We start from the raw sequence: 16,199 nt of genomic DNA, 5'->3' as shown, positions 1-16,199 counted from the left end.
CTCAGTCCACCGCCGTGAGCGCGTCGTCGCCGGCGGCCTTCCGGGCCCCGTTCGCGCGGGGTCCCGGTGCCGTGTCCCCCGTCCCCCCGGGTGGCGCGCCGGCGCGGCCGAGGGGGTGCACGAGGCCGACCTGGACGGCGGTCACCTTGTACTCGGGGCAGTTGGTGGCCCAGTCGGAGTTCTCGGTGGTCACCACGTTGGCGCCGGTCACGGGGTGGTGGAACGTGGTGTAGACGACGCCGGCCGGCATCCGGTCGGAGATCTCGGCGCGCAGGGTCGTGCGCCCGACCCGGCTGGCGAGCGTGACCAGCGCGCCGTCGGTGATGCCGCGCACCTCGGCGTCGTGCGGATGCAGTTCCAGGATGTCCTCCGGGTGCCAGGCGACGTTGCCGGTGCGCCGGGTCTGCGCGCCGACGTTGTACTGGCTGAGGATGCGCCCCGTGGTGAGCACCAGCGGGAAGCGCCGGGTGGAGCGCTCCTTGGTCGGCACGTACGTGGTGACGACGAACCTGCCCTTGCCCCGTACGAAGGCGTCCACGTGCATGACCGGTGTGCCGTCGGGAGCCGCCGCGTTGCACGGCCACTGCACGCTGCCCAGCTTGTCGAGCACCTCGAAGGAGACCCCGGTGAACGTCGGGGTGACCGAGGCGATCTCCTCCATGATGCGGGCCGGGTGGTCGTAGGCCATCGGGTAGCCCATGGCGGTGGCGATCTCGCAGACGATCTGCCACTCGTGCTTGCCCGTCTTCGGTTTCATGACGGCGCGCACCCGGTTGATGCGGCGCTCCGCGTTGGTGAAGGTGCCGTCCTTCTCCAGGAAGGAGGCGCCGGGCAGGAAGACGTGGGCGAACTTGGCGGTCTCGTTGAGGAACAGGTCCTGCACGACGACGAGTTCCATCGCCTCCAGGGCGGCCGTGACGTGCCGGAGGTTGGGGTCGGACTGTGCGATGTCCTCGCCGTGCACGAACAGTCCGCGGAAGGTGCCGTCGATCGCGGCGTCGAACATGTTGGGGATGCGCAGGCCCGGTTCGGCGAGGAGCGTGCCGCCCCACAGGTTCTCGAACACCTCGCGGACCGCGTCGTCGGAGACGTGCCGGTAGCCGGGGAGCTCGTGCGGGAAGGACCCCATGTCGCAGGAGCCCTGCACGTTGTTCTGGCCGCGCAGCGGGTTCACCCCGACGCCGTCGCGTCCGATGTTGCCGCAGGCCATGGCCAGGTTCGCCATCCCCATGACCATGGTGGAGCCCTGGCTGTGCTCGGTGACGCCGAGGCCGTAGTAGATGGCGCCGTTCGGTGCCCCGGCGTACAGGCGTGCGGCGGAGCGGAGTTGGCCGGCGGGGATCCCGCTGATCTCCTCGGTGGCCTCCGGGCTGTTCTCGGGCAGGGCGACGAAACGCGCCCACTCCTCGAAGCCCTCGCACCGGCTCTCCACGAAGGGCCGGTCGACGAGCCCCTCGGTGACGACCACGTGGGCCAGGGCGTTGACGACGGCGACGTTGGTGCTGGGCCTGAGCTGGAGGTGGTGCGCGGCCTCGACGTGCGGTGAGCGCACCAGGTCGATGCGGCGCGGGTCGATGACGATCAGCTGGGCGCCCTCGCGGAGCCTGCGCTTCATCCGCGAGGCGAACACCGGGTGTCCGTCGGTGGGGTTGGCGCCGATCACCATGATGACGTCGGCCTCGGCGACGGACCGGAAGTCCTGGGTGCCGGCCGACTCTCCGAACGTCTGCTTGAGCCCGTATCCCGTCGGGGAGTGGCAGACCCGGGCGCAGGTGTCGATGTTGTTGTTGCCGAAGGCGGCGCGGACCATCTTCTGGACGACGTAGACCTCTTCGTTCGTGCACCTCGACGAGGAGATCGCGCCGATCGAACCGGGCCCGAACCGCGCCTGGATGTCCCGCATCCGGCGGGCGACGGTGCCGATCGCCTCGTCCCAGTCGACCTCGCGCCACGGGTCGGTGATCCGGTCGCGGACCATCGGTTTGAGCATCCGGTCCGGGTGGGTGGCGTACCCGAAGGCGAAGCGGCCCTTCACGCAGGAGTGGCCCTCGTTCGCGCCGCCGTCCTTGTACGGCACCATCCGCACGAGTTCGTCGCCGCGCAGCTCGGCCTTGAAGGAGCAGCCGACCCCGCAGTACGCGCAGGTGGTGACCACCGACCGGGTCGGCATGCCGAGTTCGACCACCGACTTCTCCTGAAGGGTGGAGGTCGGGCAGGCCTGGACGCAGGCACCGCAGGAGACGCACTCGGAGTCCATGAACGTCTCGCCGGCGCCGGGCGACACCTTGGAGTCGAAGCCGCGTCCCTCGATGGTCAGCGCGAACGTGCCCTGCACCTCGCCGCAGGCCCGCACGCAGCGGGAGCAGGCGATGCACTTGGCGGCGTCGAAGTCGAAGTACGGGTTGGAGGTGTCCTTCTCGGTGTCGAGGTGGTTCTCCCCCTCGACGCCGTAGCGGACCTGCCGCAGTCCCACCACGCCCGCCATGTCCTGGAGTTCGCAGTCGCCGTTGGCGGGGCAGGTGAGACAGTCCAGCGGATGGTCGGAGATGTACAGCTCCATGACGCCCTGACGGAGCTTCTCCACCTTCGGCGTCTGGGTGCTCACCCGCATCCCGGCCGCCACCGGTGTGGTGCAGGACGCGGGGGTGCCGCGCCTGCCGTCGATCTCCACCACGCACAGCCGGCAGGAGCCGAACGGCTCCAGACTGTCGGTGGCGCACAGTTTGGGGATGTCGACGCCGGCCAGGGCGGCGGCGCGCATCACCGAGGTGCCCTCGGGGACCGTCACCGGGAGTCCGTCCACCTCCACGGACACCGTGGCCGCGCCGGGCCGTTCCGGGGTTCCGAAGTCGGGTTCCTTGAGCAGTGTCATGCCGTGCCCTCCGTGCGTACGCCGCTCGTCGGCTCGGGTGGGGCTCCCTGTCCCGCTCCGCGGGCGAGGAAGTCGTCGGGAAAGTGCGCGAGGGCGCTCCGCACCGGCATCGGCGTGAGGCCGCCCATCGCGCACAGCGATCCGTCGGTCATCAGGTCGCACAGGTCCTCGAGCAGGGCCAGGTTCTCGTCCCGGTGCTGGCCCGCCACGATCTTGTCGATCACCTCGACACCCCGTACCGAACCGACCCTGCACGGCGTGCACTTGCCGCAGGACTCCGCCGCGCAGAACTCCATCGCGAAGCGGGCCTGGGCCGCCATGTCCACGGTGTCGTCGAAGACCACGACCCCGCCGTGCCCGACCATCGCGCCCGCGGCGGCGAACGCCTCGTAGTCCATCGGCAGGTCGAACATCGACGGCGGCAGGTAGGCGCCGAGAGGGCCGCCGACCTGCACCGTGCGTACCGGGCGCCCGGTGAACGTACCGCCGCCGTAGTCCTCGACCAGTTCGCGCAGGGTGACGCCGAACGCGGTCTCGACGATGCCGCCGTGCGCGATGTTGCCGCCGAGCTGGAAGACCTGGGTCCCGCGGGAGCGGTCGACGCCGAGTTCTTGGTACGCGGCCGCGCCCGCGGCGAGCACGACGGGGACCGTCGCGAGCGTGAGGACGTTGTTCACGACCGTCGGTCGGCCGAACAGGCCCTCGATCGCGGGGATCGGCGGCTTGGCGCGCACGGTGCCGCGCCTGCCCTCCAGGCTCTCCAGCATGGAGGTCTCCTCGCCGCAGATGTACGCGCCCGCGCCGACACGGACGTGCAGGTCGAAGTCGAGCGGGGAGCCGAGGATGCCCGTGCCGAGCCAGCCCTGTTCACGGGCGATGCCGATCGCGGCGCGCATCGAGGCGACGGCGTCCGGGTACTCCGAGCGGATGTAGAGGTAGCCCTCGGTCGCCCCGACGGCGTGCGCGGCGATGGTCATGCCCTCGATGAGCAGGAACGGGTCGCCCTCCATGACCATCCGGTCGGCGAAGGTGCCGCTGTCGCCCTCGTCGGCGTTGCAGCAGACGAACTTGAGCTCGTCCGGGCAGTCCAGGACGGTCTTCCACTTGATGCCGGCGGGGAATCCCGCGCCGCCCCGGCCGCGCAGTCCGGACGCGGTGACCTCGGCGACCACGTCGGCGGGCGGGCGCTCCAGCGCGGTGCGCAGCCCCTCGATGCCGCCGTGCGCCACGTAGTCCTCGGGCGACAGCGGGTCCGTGACGCCGACGCGGGCGAACGTGACGCGGTTCTGGCGTGCCAGCCAGGGCAGTTCGTCCACCACTCCGCGGCACAGCGGATGGTCGGCGCCGTCGAGGAGACCGGAGGCGAGCAGGTCCTCGACGTCGGACGGGGCGACGGGGCCGTATCCGATGCGGCCGCGAGGGGTGACGACCTCGACGAGGGGTTCCAGCCAGAGCATGCCCCGCGATCCGTTGCGTACGACATCGAGCGTGAAGTCGCCGCGATCCGCGGCCCGTTGGAGGGCGGTCGCCACGTCGTCCGCGCCGACGGACCGGGCCGCCGAGTCGCGGGGGACGTAGACCGTGGCGGCCGGGTGCGTGGTGTCGTTCATGCGGAGACCGTCCCGTCGAGGATCGAGCCCAGCCGGGCCGGGGTCACGCGGCCGTGCAGGCGGCCGTTCACCTCGACCGCAGGGCCGAGGGCGCAGTTGCCGAGACAGAAGACCTGCTCGACGGTCACGGCACCGTCGGGGGTCGTCTCTCCGGGGGCAAGTCCCGCCTCGCGGGCGTAGGTCATCAGGCCCTCGGCACCCAGGGCCTGGCACGCCTCGGCCCGGCAGATGCGCAGGAGGGTGCGCCCGGCGGGCTCGCGGCGGAAGTCGTGGTAGAAGGTCACCACCCCGTGGACATCGGCCCGGGAGAGGTTGAACTCGTCGGCGAGCACCGGGATCGCCTCCTGCGGCACATGCCCCAGTTCGGCCTGCACGGCGTGCAGTACGGGCAGCAGCGCACCGCGCTGGTCCCGGTGGCCGGCCGCCGCTCTGCGGACCACGCCCTCGACCGTCACGTCGCTCGCGCTGGTCGTCATGATCGCTCCGCCTTCCGTCACGCGGGCTCCCGGCGATGCTCGCGGGAGACTGGACGATACCTCATACAGGCTTCTGTATACAGAACTCAATCATCATCAATCGCGGCTTCCTGAGAGGGATTTGGCGCCGCCCGGAGGGATACGTCGTTCCGGCGCCGCCCGCCGCCGTCGCGCTCCGGGGCCTCTACGGCGGTGCGCCGCACGTCGGAACCAGCGGCCGACCTGGGGATTCCTTCCGGAGGAGCCCGCCATCCTGCATACCAAAACCTGTATGCTGACCGGGCCGTCGGCGACCGACTCGGCGGCCACCACTTGGCAGAGCCGTCGGCCCGCGGGCCCGGTGGCAGAACGGGGGCTCCCATGCGCGAGGCACTCACGGCCGCCGCGGCCCGGCGCGTCACCCGCCCGGCACCACTGCGCCAGGCCGTGTACGACGCTCTGACCGAGCTGATCGTCAGCGGCTCCCTCAAGCCTGGCCAACACCTCGTCGAGGCCGAGCTCGCCGAGCACCTGGGCGTCAGCCGCCAGCCCGTCCGCGAGGCGTTGCAGCGGCTCCAGACCGACGGCTGGGTGGACCTGCGTCCCGCCCAGGGCGCGTTCGTCCACTCCCCCACCGAGGAGGAGGCAGCCCAACTCCTCGGTGTCCGGGCGGTCCTGGAGACCTACTCGGCGCAGCTCGCCGCGCAGAACGCGAAGCCCGAGGACATCGAGCGGCTCTGGGAGCTGCAGCAGGAGGGCGTGGACGCGCTCGCCGAAGGGGACGTCGAGCGGCTGGTCGCCGCGAACACGGCCCTGCACGCCTTCATCACCTCGGTGGCGGGCAACGACGTCCTGGCCGAACTCATCTCCGGTGTCGGCCAGAAGGTGCGCTGGTACTACACGCCGATCGCCCGCCCGCGCGGCAAGGAGGCGTGGAACGAACACGCCCAGCTGATCAGGGCCATCGCCAAGGGCGACGCCGACCGGGCCGGCGAGGTGATGCGCAAGCACACCGAGCGCACCACGGGCTTCTACCGCAAGCAGATCGCGGCGGGCGGTCGGGCGTAGGCGGCAGCCGGCCCGGTTCACGTCGGCGCGAGGGTTCCGGCGGAGCGGCCCGCGGGGGCGAGGCCGGCGTCCTCCGACCGCGCGGCCCCGGCCGGACCGGCTCCGGACCGGACGTCACCCGCGCCCGCACTCCGGGACGGGCCGGTGCCGGTACGCGTGTCCGCGAAGCCGTGCTCCCCGCAGGGCACTTCCCGGGTTCGCGGCACCTCCGCGGCCATCGCGGCGGTCAGTTCCAGCAGCCAGGGCCGCACGACGCCGAGGACGATGTCCCCTCCCCCGCGGTCCGGTCCGAGCATCGCGTCGGCCGGAACGAGCACCGGGTCCGCGCACACGGACGAGGTCCCGCTGCCGCCGGGCCCCCCGCCGTCGGGCCGCGCCGGGACGAACAGGTCGGGTGCGTGGGCCGGAACGACCCACAGGGTCACGGTGCCCCGGTCCGTCCGCCGGTTGCGCCCCGAGAGGGACCCCGGCACGGCCGGCCGAGATGGTTCCAGGGCCTCGGACGACCAGAGATAGCTGTCCGCCTCACCCGCGGCGACCACTCCGTACCGCCGGGCCCGCAGGGCGACGACACCACCGGAGCGGACGGCGGTCGAGCCGCCTCCCCGGGGCCGCAGGTGCCGCCGCCCCGTCCCCTCCTCGGCGCGGAGCCCTTCGGGGCCGATGTCCCCGAGGGCCAGCGTGGCGAGGTGCCGTCCGGCGGCGATCTCGCCCCGCAGCCAGGGGTTCCCGTACGCCCCCAGCGCGGCGACCGCGGCGAAGTGGGAGGTGAGCACGGCGGCGGTCGCCGGGCAGACGCGCGCGGTCCGCGCCACCACCTCGGCGGCCTCCGCACACCCTCGGCCCCCACCGCCGTCGGCCGGGGGAGCGGTGAGCCCGAGCAGCCCGGCGCGGCCGAGGGCCGTCACGGCCGCACGCGGGAACCGGCCCTGCTCACCGGTCACTTCGGCGGCGGGCGCGACGACATCGGCGAGGACCGCGGAGAGAGAACTGCGGTACGACACGGGGTGACCCCCTTCTGGAATCCGGACCGGCTTCCCCCGGGAGCACGCAGAAGCACCCTCCCAAGGATTGCATACAGTATGCCGATGGGGAGCTCGGTGCGCCAGAGGACGGTGCAGGGAATCGGACGGTGACGGGCCGTGACGGCCGCGGGCCCCTCGACGGCACGCCGAGGGGGCCCGCGAACACGCCCCAGGACTCAGCTGCCGGGGTCGATCTCCCGCAGCAGCCCCGTGGTGACGTCGAAGACGAAGCCGCGCACGTCGTCGGTGTGCGGCAGGAACGGCGAGGTCCGCACGCGCCGCATCGACTGCCGTACGTCCTGGTCGACGTCACGGAAGGCCTCCACCGCCCAGGCCGGTCGCTGGCCCACCTCCATCTCCAGCTCGTGCCGGAACTCCTCGGTGAGGGATTCCAGGCCGCAGCCGGTGTGGTGGATCAGTATCACGCTGCGTGTGCCGAGGGCCCGCTGGCTGATCGTCAGGGAGCGGATGGTGTCGTCGGTGACGACTCCGCCCGCGTTGCGCACGGTGTGGCAGTCGCCCAGTTCGAGACCGAGCGCGGCATGCAGATCGATCCGGGCGTCCATGCAGGCCACGACGGCGACCCGCAGGACGGGCCGGGCGCCCATGCCCGGGTCGACGAACCCTGCGGCGTAGGTGCGGTTGGCCGCCACCAGGCGGTCGATGACCGAGCCGTCACCGGGCGGATCGTCGATGGACGGGGCGAGTCGGGGTGCTGGAGTCATGCTGGGCCACCTCACTCCGGTCGGGTTCGAAAGGAGTACCGCGTCGGTGAGCATGCCCACGCGACGACGCCACAGGCACACGTCACCGGGCCGAAGGCGCCGGCGCGCGTGGAGCCCGCAGTGCCTCCGCCCGGGCCGCGGCCCCGGCGTCCGGGCCTGCGGTCCCGCCGCGACCGCTCCGCGCAGGAGCAGTCGCGGCGAACGGGCATCGCGCGAACACGCGTCAGGATGATGCATACGGTATCCAGGAACCAGCATTCTTGAACCGTCGGCCGCACGGTGTCCAGACGGCCGGAACCGCCACCGGCTTCGCCATCACCGCCCGGCGCCGTCCCGCCGCTGCTCCGGCCGGGCGGGCGCGATGATCGTGGCCACGCCTCCCGCAGGCTCCGGACCGGCGGACTCCCCCGGCCCCAGCACCTGGCAGCGCGTCAGGCCGTGGCGGGCCCAGAGGGAAGCCGTCCACGCGCACAGCAGCGCGTCGATGAGGTCCTCGCGGTGCTTGTAGGCGCCGGCCGCCTCGGGCGTCGGCTCGTCGAGCAGGCGGCGTGCGACCGGGTGCGAATCGAGCCGCAGCGGAGGGTCCACCGTCGCGAGGCCGGCCAGACGGGCGATCAGCTCGTCGCAGACCTCCGCCCGCACCGCGCGCCACCGTGCCGTCGGCACACTCGCGGGACGCCGCTTGTACGTCGGCCGCGACAGCGGGTAGCCCAGCTCGGGCGCGCCCACCAGCGTCGTGTACGGGTAGCACTCGGACAGGGCACCCCCGTCGTCCGGCGGACCGCCCCGGCCGTCGTCGTACCTCCAGCCCGCCGCACGCAGCCGGTCGAGGAGCAGAACGCCGGCCAGCCGCGGGGACGCCTGGTTCGTGCTGTTCGCACTCACCTTCCAGCGCCCGTAGCGTCGGCCGACCTCCCGTTCGCAGGGCCGCTGTCCGGACGGGTTGTCGACCACGAGCGGGGCGTCGACGAAGGCGAGGGACGACGCCCCGCCCCCCGCCACCGACGCGATCCACTCCGCCGTCCCGTCGATCCCCCGGGTCCAGCCGCAGTCGAGGATCTCGCCCTCTCCGTCGATGACGGCCACACCCGTCTCGTTGGGCCGGGCCCGTGCCTCGTCGTGGGCCCAGGCGAGGTCGATGCCGATGAACCGTTCAAGCGCCATGGGCCGGTTGTACCCGCCCCACGGGCCGTGAGCGGGGACGCGTCCTCCCGGACCGCCGGTCCGATCACCGGTCCGATCACCCGCCCACCATTGCTGTCACTTTCTTGCGTAGAACTGATTCTGTTTTGCGTTACCAGCTGTACAGTACCCGTGTGACAACGAGACTCTCCGAGGTGGCCGCGTTCGCCGGCGTCAGTGAAGTGACCGTCCGCCGGGTGGCGAGCGGGAGTTCGGTCGTGGCGCCCGCCACCCGGGACAAGGTGCTCAGGGCGTTCGACGTGCTCGGCCTGGAGCGCCCCGCGGCCGGCCGGACCGAACGTGCGCCGCTGGTCGGCCTGGTGGTGCCCGAGCTGCAGAACCCGGTGTTCCCCGCGTTCACGGAGGCGCTCGCCGGACGTCTGAACAAGCAGGGGCTGATACCCGTGCTTTGCACCCGCACCGCGGACGGGTCCTCCGAAGCGCATTACATCCAGCGGCTGTTGGGGCAGAACATCGGCGGCATCGTCTTCGTGGGGTCCAGTTACGCCGACGCCGGACCCGAGCAGAGCAGGGCGCTGCGCGACCGCAGGACCCCCCTCGTGCTGATCAACGCGGCCGACGAGAACCGCGGCCCGGCCCAGGTGTCGGCGGACGACGCACAGGCCGCCGAACAGGCGTTGACGCACCTCACCGCCCTGGGTCACGAGCGGATCGGCCTGGTCGCGGGACCGATCGGGCACGTTCCGTCGGCGCGGAAACTGGCCGGGTACGCGGCCTTCTGGCGCGCCCGCGGAGTGCCGCCGGAGGAGTGGCACGGCTGGGTGGCGCACACGATGTTCTCGATGGAGGGCGGCGCCACGGCGGTGCCCCAACTCACCGCCCGGGGCGTCACCGCGGTCGTGTGCGCGAGCGACGCCCTGGCACTCGGCGTGATCCGCGGAGCACGGCGCCAGGGCCTGGCCGTGCCGGAGGACTTCTCCGTCGTCGGGTTCGACGACTCCCTGTTCATGGTCGCCACCGATCCGCCCCTGACGACCGCGCGGCAGCCGGTGCAGGCGATGGCCGACGCGGCGATCACGGCGCTCGTCACCCAGCTCAACGGACAGCCGCCACCGGCCGAACCCCTGCTCTTCGGAACGGAGTTGATCGTGCGCGGATCGACCGCCGCCCGCCCGCGCTAGCGACATCGCGTCAGCCGACTTCGTCAGCACGATCAATTTTTTGCGTACTTTCATTGACGATTTGCGTGCCAGCTTTTACGGTCTGCGTCATCGCTGCTGCCCGGGAACCGGCGTCCCCGGGCTCACTTCAGGAAGGCGCTGATCGTATGGCCGACTCTCTTTCCCGCCGCGGCTTCGTCGGTGCGGGTATCGCCTCGACGCTCGCTCTCGGACTCTCCGCGTGCGGCGGCTCCTCGTCGTCCGAGGGGAAGGGCGGCAAGGTGACGATCTCCGTGAACGGCATGCCGCCGAAGACGCAGCCCGTCGACCGCAAGTGGTACGAGCAGGACGTCAGGGACTTCGAGAAGAGTCACCCGGACATCAGGATCGACGCCCGCGAGGGCTACATGGACCCGAAGACCTTCTCGGCCAAACTCGCGGGCGGCCAGCTGGAGGACGTGTACTACGTCTACTTCACCGACCCCTCCGGCCTCATCCAGCGCCGGCAGGGCGCGGACATCACGCCGTACCTCAAGGGGGTTCCGTACGTCGAGGACGTCGCTCCCGCGTTCAAGAAGGTCTTCACCGGGCCCGACGGCAAGATCTACGGCCTGCCGAACGGGCAGTACTCGCTCGGCCTGATCTACAACCGCGACCTGTTCAAGAAGGCCGGACTCGACCCCGACAAGCCGCCGACGACCTGGGACGAGGTCCGCGAGGCGGCACGGCGCATCACCGCGCTCGGCGACGGCGTCGTGGGATACGCCGACTACAGCAAGAACAACCAGGGCGGCTGGCACCTCACGTCGTGGGTGTACTCGCTCGGCGGCGACATCGCCACCCGCCAAGGGGGCCGCTGGAAGGCCGCGTTCGACAGTGACGCGGGACGACAGGCGCTGACCCACCTGCACGACATGCGCTGGACCGACCGCAGCATGGGCACCCGCCAGCTGCTCCAGATCGAGGACGTCCAGAAGATGATGGGCTCCGGCAAGCTCGGCATCTACATGGCGGGCCCCGACAACATCCCCACCATCGTCAAGCAGTTCGAGCGCAAGTACTCCGAGTTCGGCGTGGCCGCCATGCCCGGCACCGCGACCCTGGGCGGCGGCAACGGCTTCATGTTCAACCCGAAGGCCACGCCCGAACAGATCAAGGCCGGCGTCCAGTGGATCCAGTGGAAATACCTCAACCCCGACCGCACCCAGCACGACGACAAGCGCGCCAAGGGCGGTGACGTGCCCATCGGCCTGCCGCTCGACCGGCTCTTCACCGCCCGGACGCAGGCCGAGGTGGACGCGGTCCACGCCCGGTACGCGACCGTCCCGCAGGAGAACTACAAGCCGTTCATGGAGCGCAACAGCGGTCTGACGCAGAAGGTCGAGCCGCCGAACGCCCAGCAGATCTACACGGTCCTCGACAGCGTCATGCAGGCGGTGCTCACGCGCGAGAACGCGGACATCGGCCACCTGCTGGGCGACGCCGCGAAGAAGGTCGACTCGATACTCGCCACGGTCAAGTGACATGACCGTGCACCCCCTCACCCCGACCCCGAACTCCCCACGTCACCCGCCCGCTCCGACGGCACCGCCCACCGCCCGGAAGGACGCGGCACCGTCCGCGTCCGCGCCGGGCGGGGCGAGCCCGTCCCGGCGGCGCCGGCGCCTCCGCGAGAACCTCGTCGCGTACGCCTTCCTGACCGCGGGGGTGCTCTGCTTCGCCCTGTTCTCCTGGTACCCGATCGTCCGCGGCTGGCTGCTCGGCTTCCAGCAGGTCACGTTCGCCCGGCCCGCCGAATGGGTGGGCTGGGACAACTTCCGGCGGCTCTTCGAGGACCCCCTCTTCGTCACCGCGTGGCGCAACACCGGCTACTTCACCCTGCTCGCCCTGGTCTTCGGCTTCGCGGCCCCCTTCCTCACCGCGGTCGTGCTGAACGAACTCCGGCACGGACGCGCGTACCTGAGGATGACCGTCTACCTGCCGGTGATGCTCCCGCCGATCGTGACGATGCTCCTGTGGCGCTGGTTCTCCGATCCCGGCCCCGGCCTCTTCAACAACGCGCTGGAACTCGTGCACCTGCCGGCACAGCAGTGGCTGGAGTCCGAGAACCTCGCGATGGTCTCGCTGGTCCTCGTGTCGACCTGGGCCAACATGGGCACCACCACGCTGATCTACCTGGCGGCGCTCGGCGGCATCCCCGGCGAGCTGTACGAGGCGGCGGAGATCGACGGCGCCTCCGTCCGGCGACGCCTGTGGCACGTCACCCTGCCGCAGACACGGTTCATCCTGATGATCACGCTGCTGCTCCAGATCATCGGAACGATGCAGGTCTTCATCGAGCCGTACGTCCTCACCGGCGGCGGCCCCGACGACGCGACGGTCACCGTCCTGCTCCTGCTGTACCGCTACGCCTTCATCTACAACGACTTCGGCATGGCCAGCGCCATGAGCACCGTGCTCTTCGTGGTGCTCGGCACCTTCGCGGCCGTCTATCTCCGGCTGACCCGGACCAAGGGCTGAGAGGAACCGACATGGCCGGCACCGCCGAACGCACCCTGATCGCGCCCACCGAGATGACCCGCCGCACCGGCAGGATCCTCTACCGCACCGTCCTCACCCTGACCCTGACCGGCTTCACGCTCGCGTTCGTCTTCCCCCTCTACTGGATGGCGACCGGCGCGCTGAAGTCGTCGGCGGAACTCGCCGACCCGGACCCGACGCTGCTGCCCCACACCTGGCACCCCGAGGCGTACGCCGACGCCTGGACCAACGTGGGACTCGGCACCTACTTCCTCAACACCCTGCTGCTCGCCCTCGGCGCCTGGCTGTTCCAGCTCGTCATCGACGTGTCCGCCGCCTACGCCCTGTCCAAACTGCGCCCGGCGCTCGGCAACATCGTCCTCGGCATGATGCTGGCGACACTGATGCTGCCGGTGTCGGCGCTGCTCGTCCCGACCTATCTGACCGTGACCGACGTGCCGCTCGTGCACGTCAACCTCATCAACACGCCCTTCGCGATCTGGCTCCCGGCGGCGGCCAACGCCTTCAACATCTTCATCCTGAAGCGGTTCTTCGACCAGATCCCGGGCGAGCTCCTGGATTCGGCGCGCATCGACGGTGCGGGGCCGGTCCGCGTCCTCGTCTCGATCGTGCTGCCGCTGTCCCGTCCGGTCCTCGCCGTCGTTTCCATATTCGCCGTGGTCGGCGTCTGGAAGGACTACCTCTGGCCGATGCTCGTGCTGCCCGAGCCGTCGAAGCAGCCGATCACCGTCGCCCTCGGCCGTCTCGCGGAGTTCATGCCGGCCAACCAGCTCCTCGCCGGGATGGTCATGGCCTCCGTCCCCCTGCTGGTGCTCTTCCTCATCTTCCAGCGCCACATCATCACGGGCCTCACCGCCGGCAGCCTCAAGGGCTGACCCCCGCACCCCTCCCACCGGTACCTCTCGTTTCCCCCTCCCCCGCTCCCCTCGGCCCGCCTCCCCGGCCGAGCGCTGCCCGCGACCGGGCAGCCCCTTTCCCGTCCGAACCGAACCCCCACGGGCGAGCCGCCCCGACGGAAGGACAGATCGCCATGTCACGATCACCGGGAATCCGCGCCAGAGCACTCGTTCCCCCCTTGCTCCTCGCCCTGCTGGCCGCGCTGCTCTTCGTGGTCGCCGCACCCAGGGCCCACGCCGCGTCCACCACGCTGGAAGCCGAGTCGGCCACCCGCACCGGCGGGGCGGTCACCGAGACCGAGCACCCCGGCTACACCGGCACCGGCTACGTCGGCGGCTATACCGACAGCCACAAGGGCACCGCGTCCACGTCGTTCACCGTCTCCTCGGCGGTGGCGGGCAGCGGATCCCTCAAGATCCGGTACGCCAACGGCACCACCGCCGTCATGACGCTCAGCCTGTACGTCAACGGCAGCAAGGTCCGGCAGATCAGCCTCCCCGCGACGGCGAACTGGGACACCTGGTCCACCACCGACGAGGCCCTGACCTACCAGAAGGGCGCCAACACCGTCGCGTTGACCTTCACGTCCTCCGACAGCGGGAACATCAACCTCGACAACGTCACCGCCATCACGCCCACCGCCCCCACGGGCAGCGTGACGCACGAGGCGGAGAAGGCGTTCGCCTCCGGCGGCCCCACCAGGGCGTCCTCCGTCACGGGCTACACCGGCAGCGGCTACCTCACCGGGTTCGGCACCACCGGCGCCCGCGCCGCCTTCGCCGTCAACGCGGCCGAGGCCAAGAGCTACTCCTTCGACGTGCGCTACCGCACGCCCGACGCCACCGCCGCGACGATCACCCTGGTCGCCAACGGTCTCACCGTCCGCCGGCTCTCGCTGCCCGCCACCTCCGGCGCCTGGCAGACCCTGACGACCGACGCGCCCCTGCGCGCCGGCCTGAACAACCTCACCCTGCGCCGGGAATCGGGCGACAACGGCAACCTCCAGCTCGACGGCCTGAACATCACCGCTGCCGCCGCGAACGCCACCCGCGGCGCCACCGTCCCGTACACGACCTACGAGGCGGAGAACGGCAGCACCAACGGCTCCGTCCTCGGCCCCGACCGCACCTACCTCAAGACCGCATCGGAGGCCTCGGGCCGCAAGGCCGTCGTCCTCGACCAGACTGGTGAGTACGTCCAGTTCACCCTGTCGAAGCCGGCCAACGCCCTCACCCTGCGCTACTCGATCCCGGACAGCGCCTCGGGCTCCGCCTACGAGACGCCCCTGAGCCTGTACTCGGCCGGAACCCACCTCCGCGACATCACCCTGACCGACAAGTACTCCTGGGTGTACGGCGGTTACCCCTACAACAACGATCCCTCGCAAGGGTCCGGGCACCACTTCTTCGACGAGGTCCACGTCCGGCTGGCGAGCACCCTCCCGGCGGGCACCGTGCTCAAGTTCCAGAAGGACGCGACGGACACCGCCTCCTCCTACACCCTCGACCTCGTCGAGACCGAGACCGCTCCCGCCGCCTACGCCATGCCCGCCGGATTCGTCTCCGCCACCACGCTCGGCGTCACCGCCGACGACGGCTCCGACGACACCGCCGCCCTCAACTCCGCCGTCGCCACCGCCAAGAACCAGGGCAAGGGACTCTGGCTGCCGTCCGGCACGTACGACATCTCCGGGCACGTCAACCTCACAGGCATCGCGCTGCGCGGCGCGGGCGAGTGGTACACCGTACTGCGCGGCAAGAACGGCAAGGGCGGCCTCTTCGGCCAGGGCGGCACCAACACGGTGCAGGACCTGAGCATCTCCGGGGACGTCACCTACCGGGACGACGCCGGCTTCGACACCGCCGTCGAGGGCGACTTCGGCAACGGCTCCACCGTCCAGAACGTCTGGATCGAGCACACCAAGGTCGGCCTGTGGATCGACGCACCCACCAACGGCCTGTACGCGAGCGGGCTGCGCATCCGCGACACGTTCGCCGACGGCGTCAACCTCCACAAGGGCACCGCCGGCACCGAGATCTCCAACTCCAGTGTCCGCAACACCGGTGACGACGCGCTCGCGATGTTCTCCGAGGCCCAGGCCGTCACCGACTCCGCCTACCGCTTCGACACGGTCCAGGTCCCGCTGCTCGCCAACGGCGCGGCGATCTACGGCGGCAGCGGCAACCGCATCGAGGACAGCCTGATCTCCGACACGGTCACCGCCTCCGCGGGCATCGCGATCAGCACCCGCAACTTCAACCCGGCCCCGCTGCCCTTCGCCGGCACCACGACGGTCGCCCGCAACACGCTGACCAGGACCGGCGGCTACGAGCCCAACTGGCAGAGCAGGTTCGGCGCCCTGTGGATCTACGCCGACGCCTCCGACATCACCGCCCCGGTGAACGTCACCGACAACACCATCCTCGACTCCACCTACAGCGCGGTCCTCATCTCCTACCAGAAGACCGTCAGCAACCTCACGGTCAGCAACCTCACGGTCAGCAACCTGACCATCGACAAGACCGGCGCCTACGGGATCGAGATCAACTCCGCGGGCTCCGGCACCTTCTCCGGCGTGACCGTGACCGGCACGGCGTCCGGCGGCCTGAACCTCGCCGGCGGCTTCACCGTCAACCGAGGCTCCGGCAACTCCGGCTGGTAGCCCCCTCGTACGCGGGCCCGGTCGCCACGCCCCGCAGGCCG

The 16,199-nt window shown here is 71.0% G+C and carries 12 protein-coding genes; 6 read left to right on the top strand and 6 right to left on the bottom strand.

Annotation, left to right across the window (positions count from 1 at the left end):
- Position 1: 1 nt before the first annotated feature.
- The 3 genes from fdhF to B0675_RS20540 are packed head-to-tail and all read right to left on the bottom strand — an operon-like array spanning position 2 to position 4,958.
- Positions 2-2,872, bottom strand: coding sequence for a formate dehydrogenase subunit alpha (gene fdhF / locus B0675_RS20550; RefSeq protein ID WP_107482689.1), 2,871 nt, complete (start codon positions 2,870-2,872; stop codon positions 2-4).
- A complete protein-coding gene (locus B0675_RS20545; RefSeq protein ID WP_081220270.1) occupies positions 2,869-4,482 on the bottom strand; it encodes an NADH-quinone oxidoreductase subunit NuoF in 1,614 nt (537 codons plus the stop codon). Before B0675_RS20545 ends, fdhF begins: the two co-directional genes overlap by 4 nt.
- Entirely contained in the window at positions 4,479-4,958 is a 480-nt protein-coding gene (locus tag B0675_RS20540; protein WP_081221909.1) for an NAD(P)H-dependent oxidoreductase subunit E, read from the bottom strand. Before B0675_RS20540 ends, B0675_RS20545 begins: the two co-directional genes overlap by 4 nt.
- A gap of 360 nt (positions 4,959-5,318) precedes the next feature.
- On the opposite strand from B0675_RS20540, the gene B0675_RS20535 reads away from it, so the two are divergent.
- Positions 5,319-6,005 carry a GntR family transcriptional regulator gene (locus tag B0675_RS20535; RefSeq protein ID WP_107482688.1) on the top strand — a complete coding sequence of 229 codons (687 nt, stop codon included), beginning with the start codon at positions 5,319-5,321 and terminating at the stop codon, positions 6,003-6,005.
- 17 nt (positions 6,006-6,022) lie between these two features.
- Here the strand turns inward: B0675_RS20535 and B0675_RS20530 are convergent, their stop codons facing one another.
- From B0675_RS20530 to B0675_RS20520, 3 genes are all read right to left on the bottom strand, one after another.
- Complete coding sequence (locus tag B0675_RS20530) at positions 6,023-7,009, bottom strand: acyl-CoA dehydrogenase family protein (RefSeq protein WP_081220268.1); 987 nt, start codon at positions 7,007-7,009, stop codon at positions 6,023-6,025.
- A gap of 197 nt (positions 7,010-7,206) precedes the next feature.
- Positions 7,207-7,755 (bottom strand): carbonic anhydrase, encoded by a 549-nt coding sequence (locus B0675_RS20525; protein WP_081220267.1) that lies wholly within the window; start codon positions 7,753-7,755, stop codon positions 7,207-7,209.
- A 315-nt stretch (positions 7,756-8,070) separates the two neighbouring features.
- Positions 8,071-8,919 carry a DUF429 domain-containing protein gene (locus B0675_RS20520; protein WP_081220266.1) on the bottom strand — a complete coding sequence of 283 codons (849 nt, stop codon included), beginning with the start codon at positions 8,917-8,919 and terminating at the stop codon, positions 8,071-8,073.
- A gap of 152 nt (positions 8,920-9,071) precedes the next feature.
- Here B0675_RS20520 and B0675_RS20515 point away from each other — a divergent pair, with 152 nt between their 5' ends.
- The 5 genes from B0675_RS20515 (at position 9,072) to B0675_RS20495 (ending at position 16,158) form a co-directional block, all read left to right on the top strand.
- Complete coding sequence (locus tag B0675_RS20515; protein WP_081221908.1) at positions 9,072-10,079, top strand: LacI family DNA-binding transcriptional regulator; 1,008 nt, start codon at positions 9,072-9,074, stop codon at positions 10,077-10,079.
- A gap of 146 nt (positions 10,080-10,225) precedes the next feature.
- Positions 10,226-11,581: an extracellular solute-binding protein gene (locus tag B0675_RS20510; protein WP_081220265.1), complete on the top strand. Its 1,356-nt coding sequence runs from the start codon at positions 10,226-10,228 to the stop codon at positions 11,579-11,581.
- A 1-nt stretch (position 11,582) separates the two neighbouring features.
- Positions 11,583-12,578 (top strand): sugar ABC transporter permease, encoded by a 996-nt coding sequence (locus B0675_RS20505; RefSeq protein ID WP_241539824.1) that lies wholly within the window; start codon positions 11,583-11,585, stop codon positions 12,576-12,578.
- A gap of 11 nt (positions 12,579-12,589) precedes the next feature.
- Positions 12,590-13,474 carry a carbohydrate ABC transporter permease gene (locus B0675_RS20500; RefSeq protein ID WP_081220264.1) on the top strand — a complete coding sequence of 295 codons (885 nt, stop codon included), beginning with the start codon at positions 12,590-12,592 and terminating at the stop codon, positions 13,472-13,474.
- A 155-nt stretch (positions 13,475-13,629) separates the two neighbouring features.
- Positions 13,630-16,158, top strand: coding sequence for a CBM35 domain-containing protein (locus B0675_RS20495; protein WP_081220263.1), 2,529 nt, complete (start codon positions 13,630-13,632; stop codon positions 16,156-16,158).
- Positions 16,159-16,199: the final 41 nt, after the last annotated feature.

Source organism: Streptomyces sp. M41(2017), from assembly GCF_002078175.1.
Lineage (GTDB): Bacteria > Actinomycetota > Actinomycetes > Streptomycetales > Streptomycetaceae > Streptomyces.
Note: the sequence above shows the minus strand (reverse complement) of the source record. Positions and strands in the feature narration are given on the sequence as shown.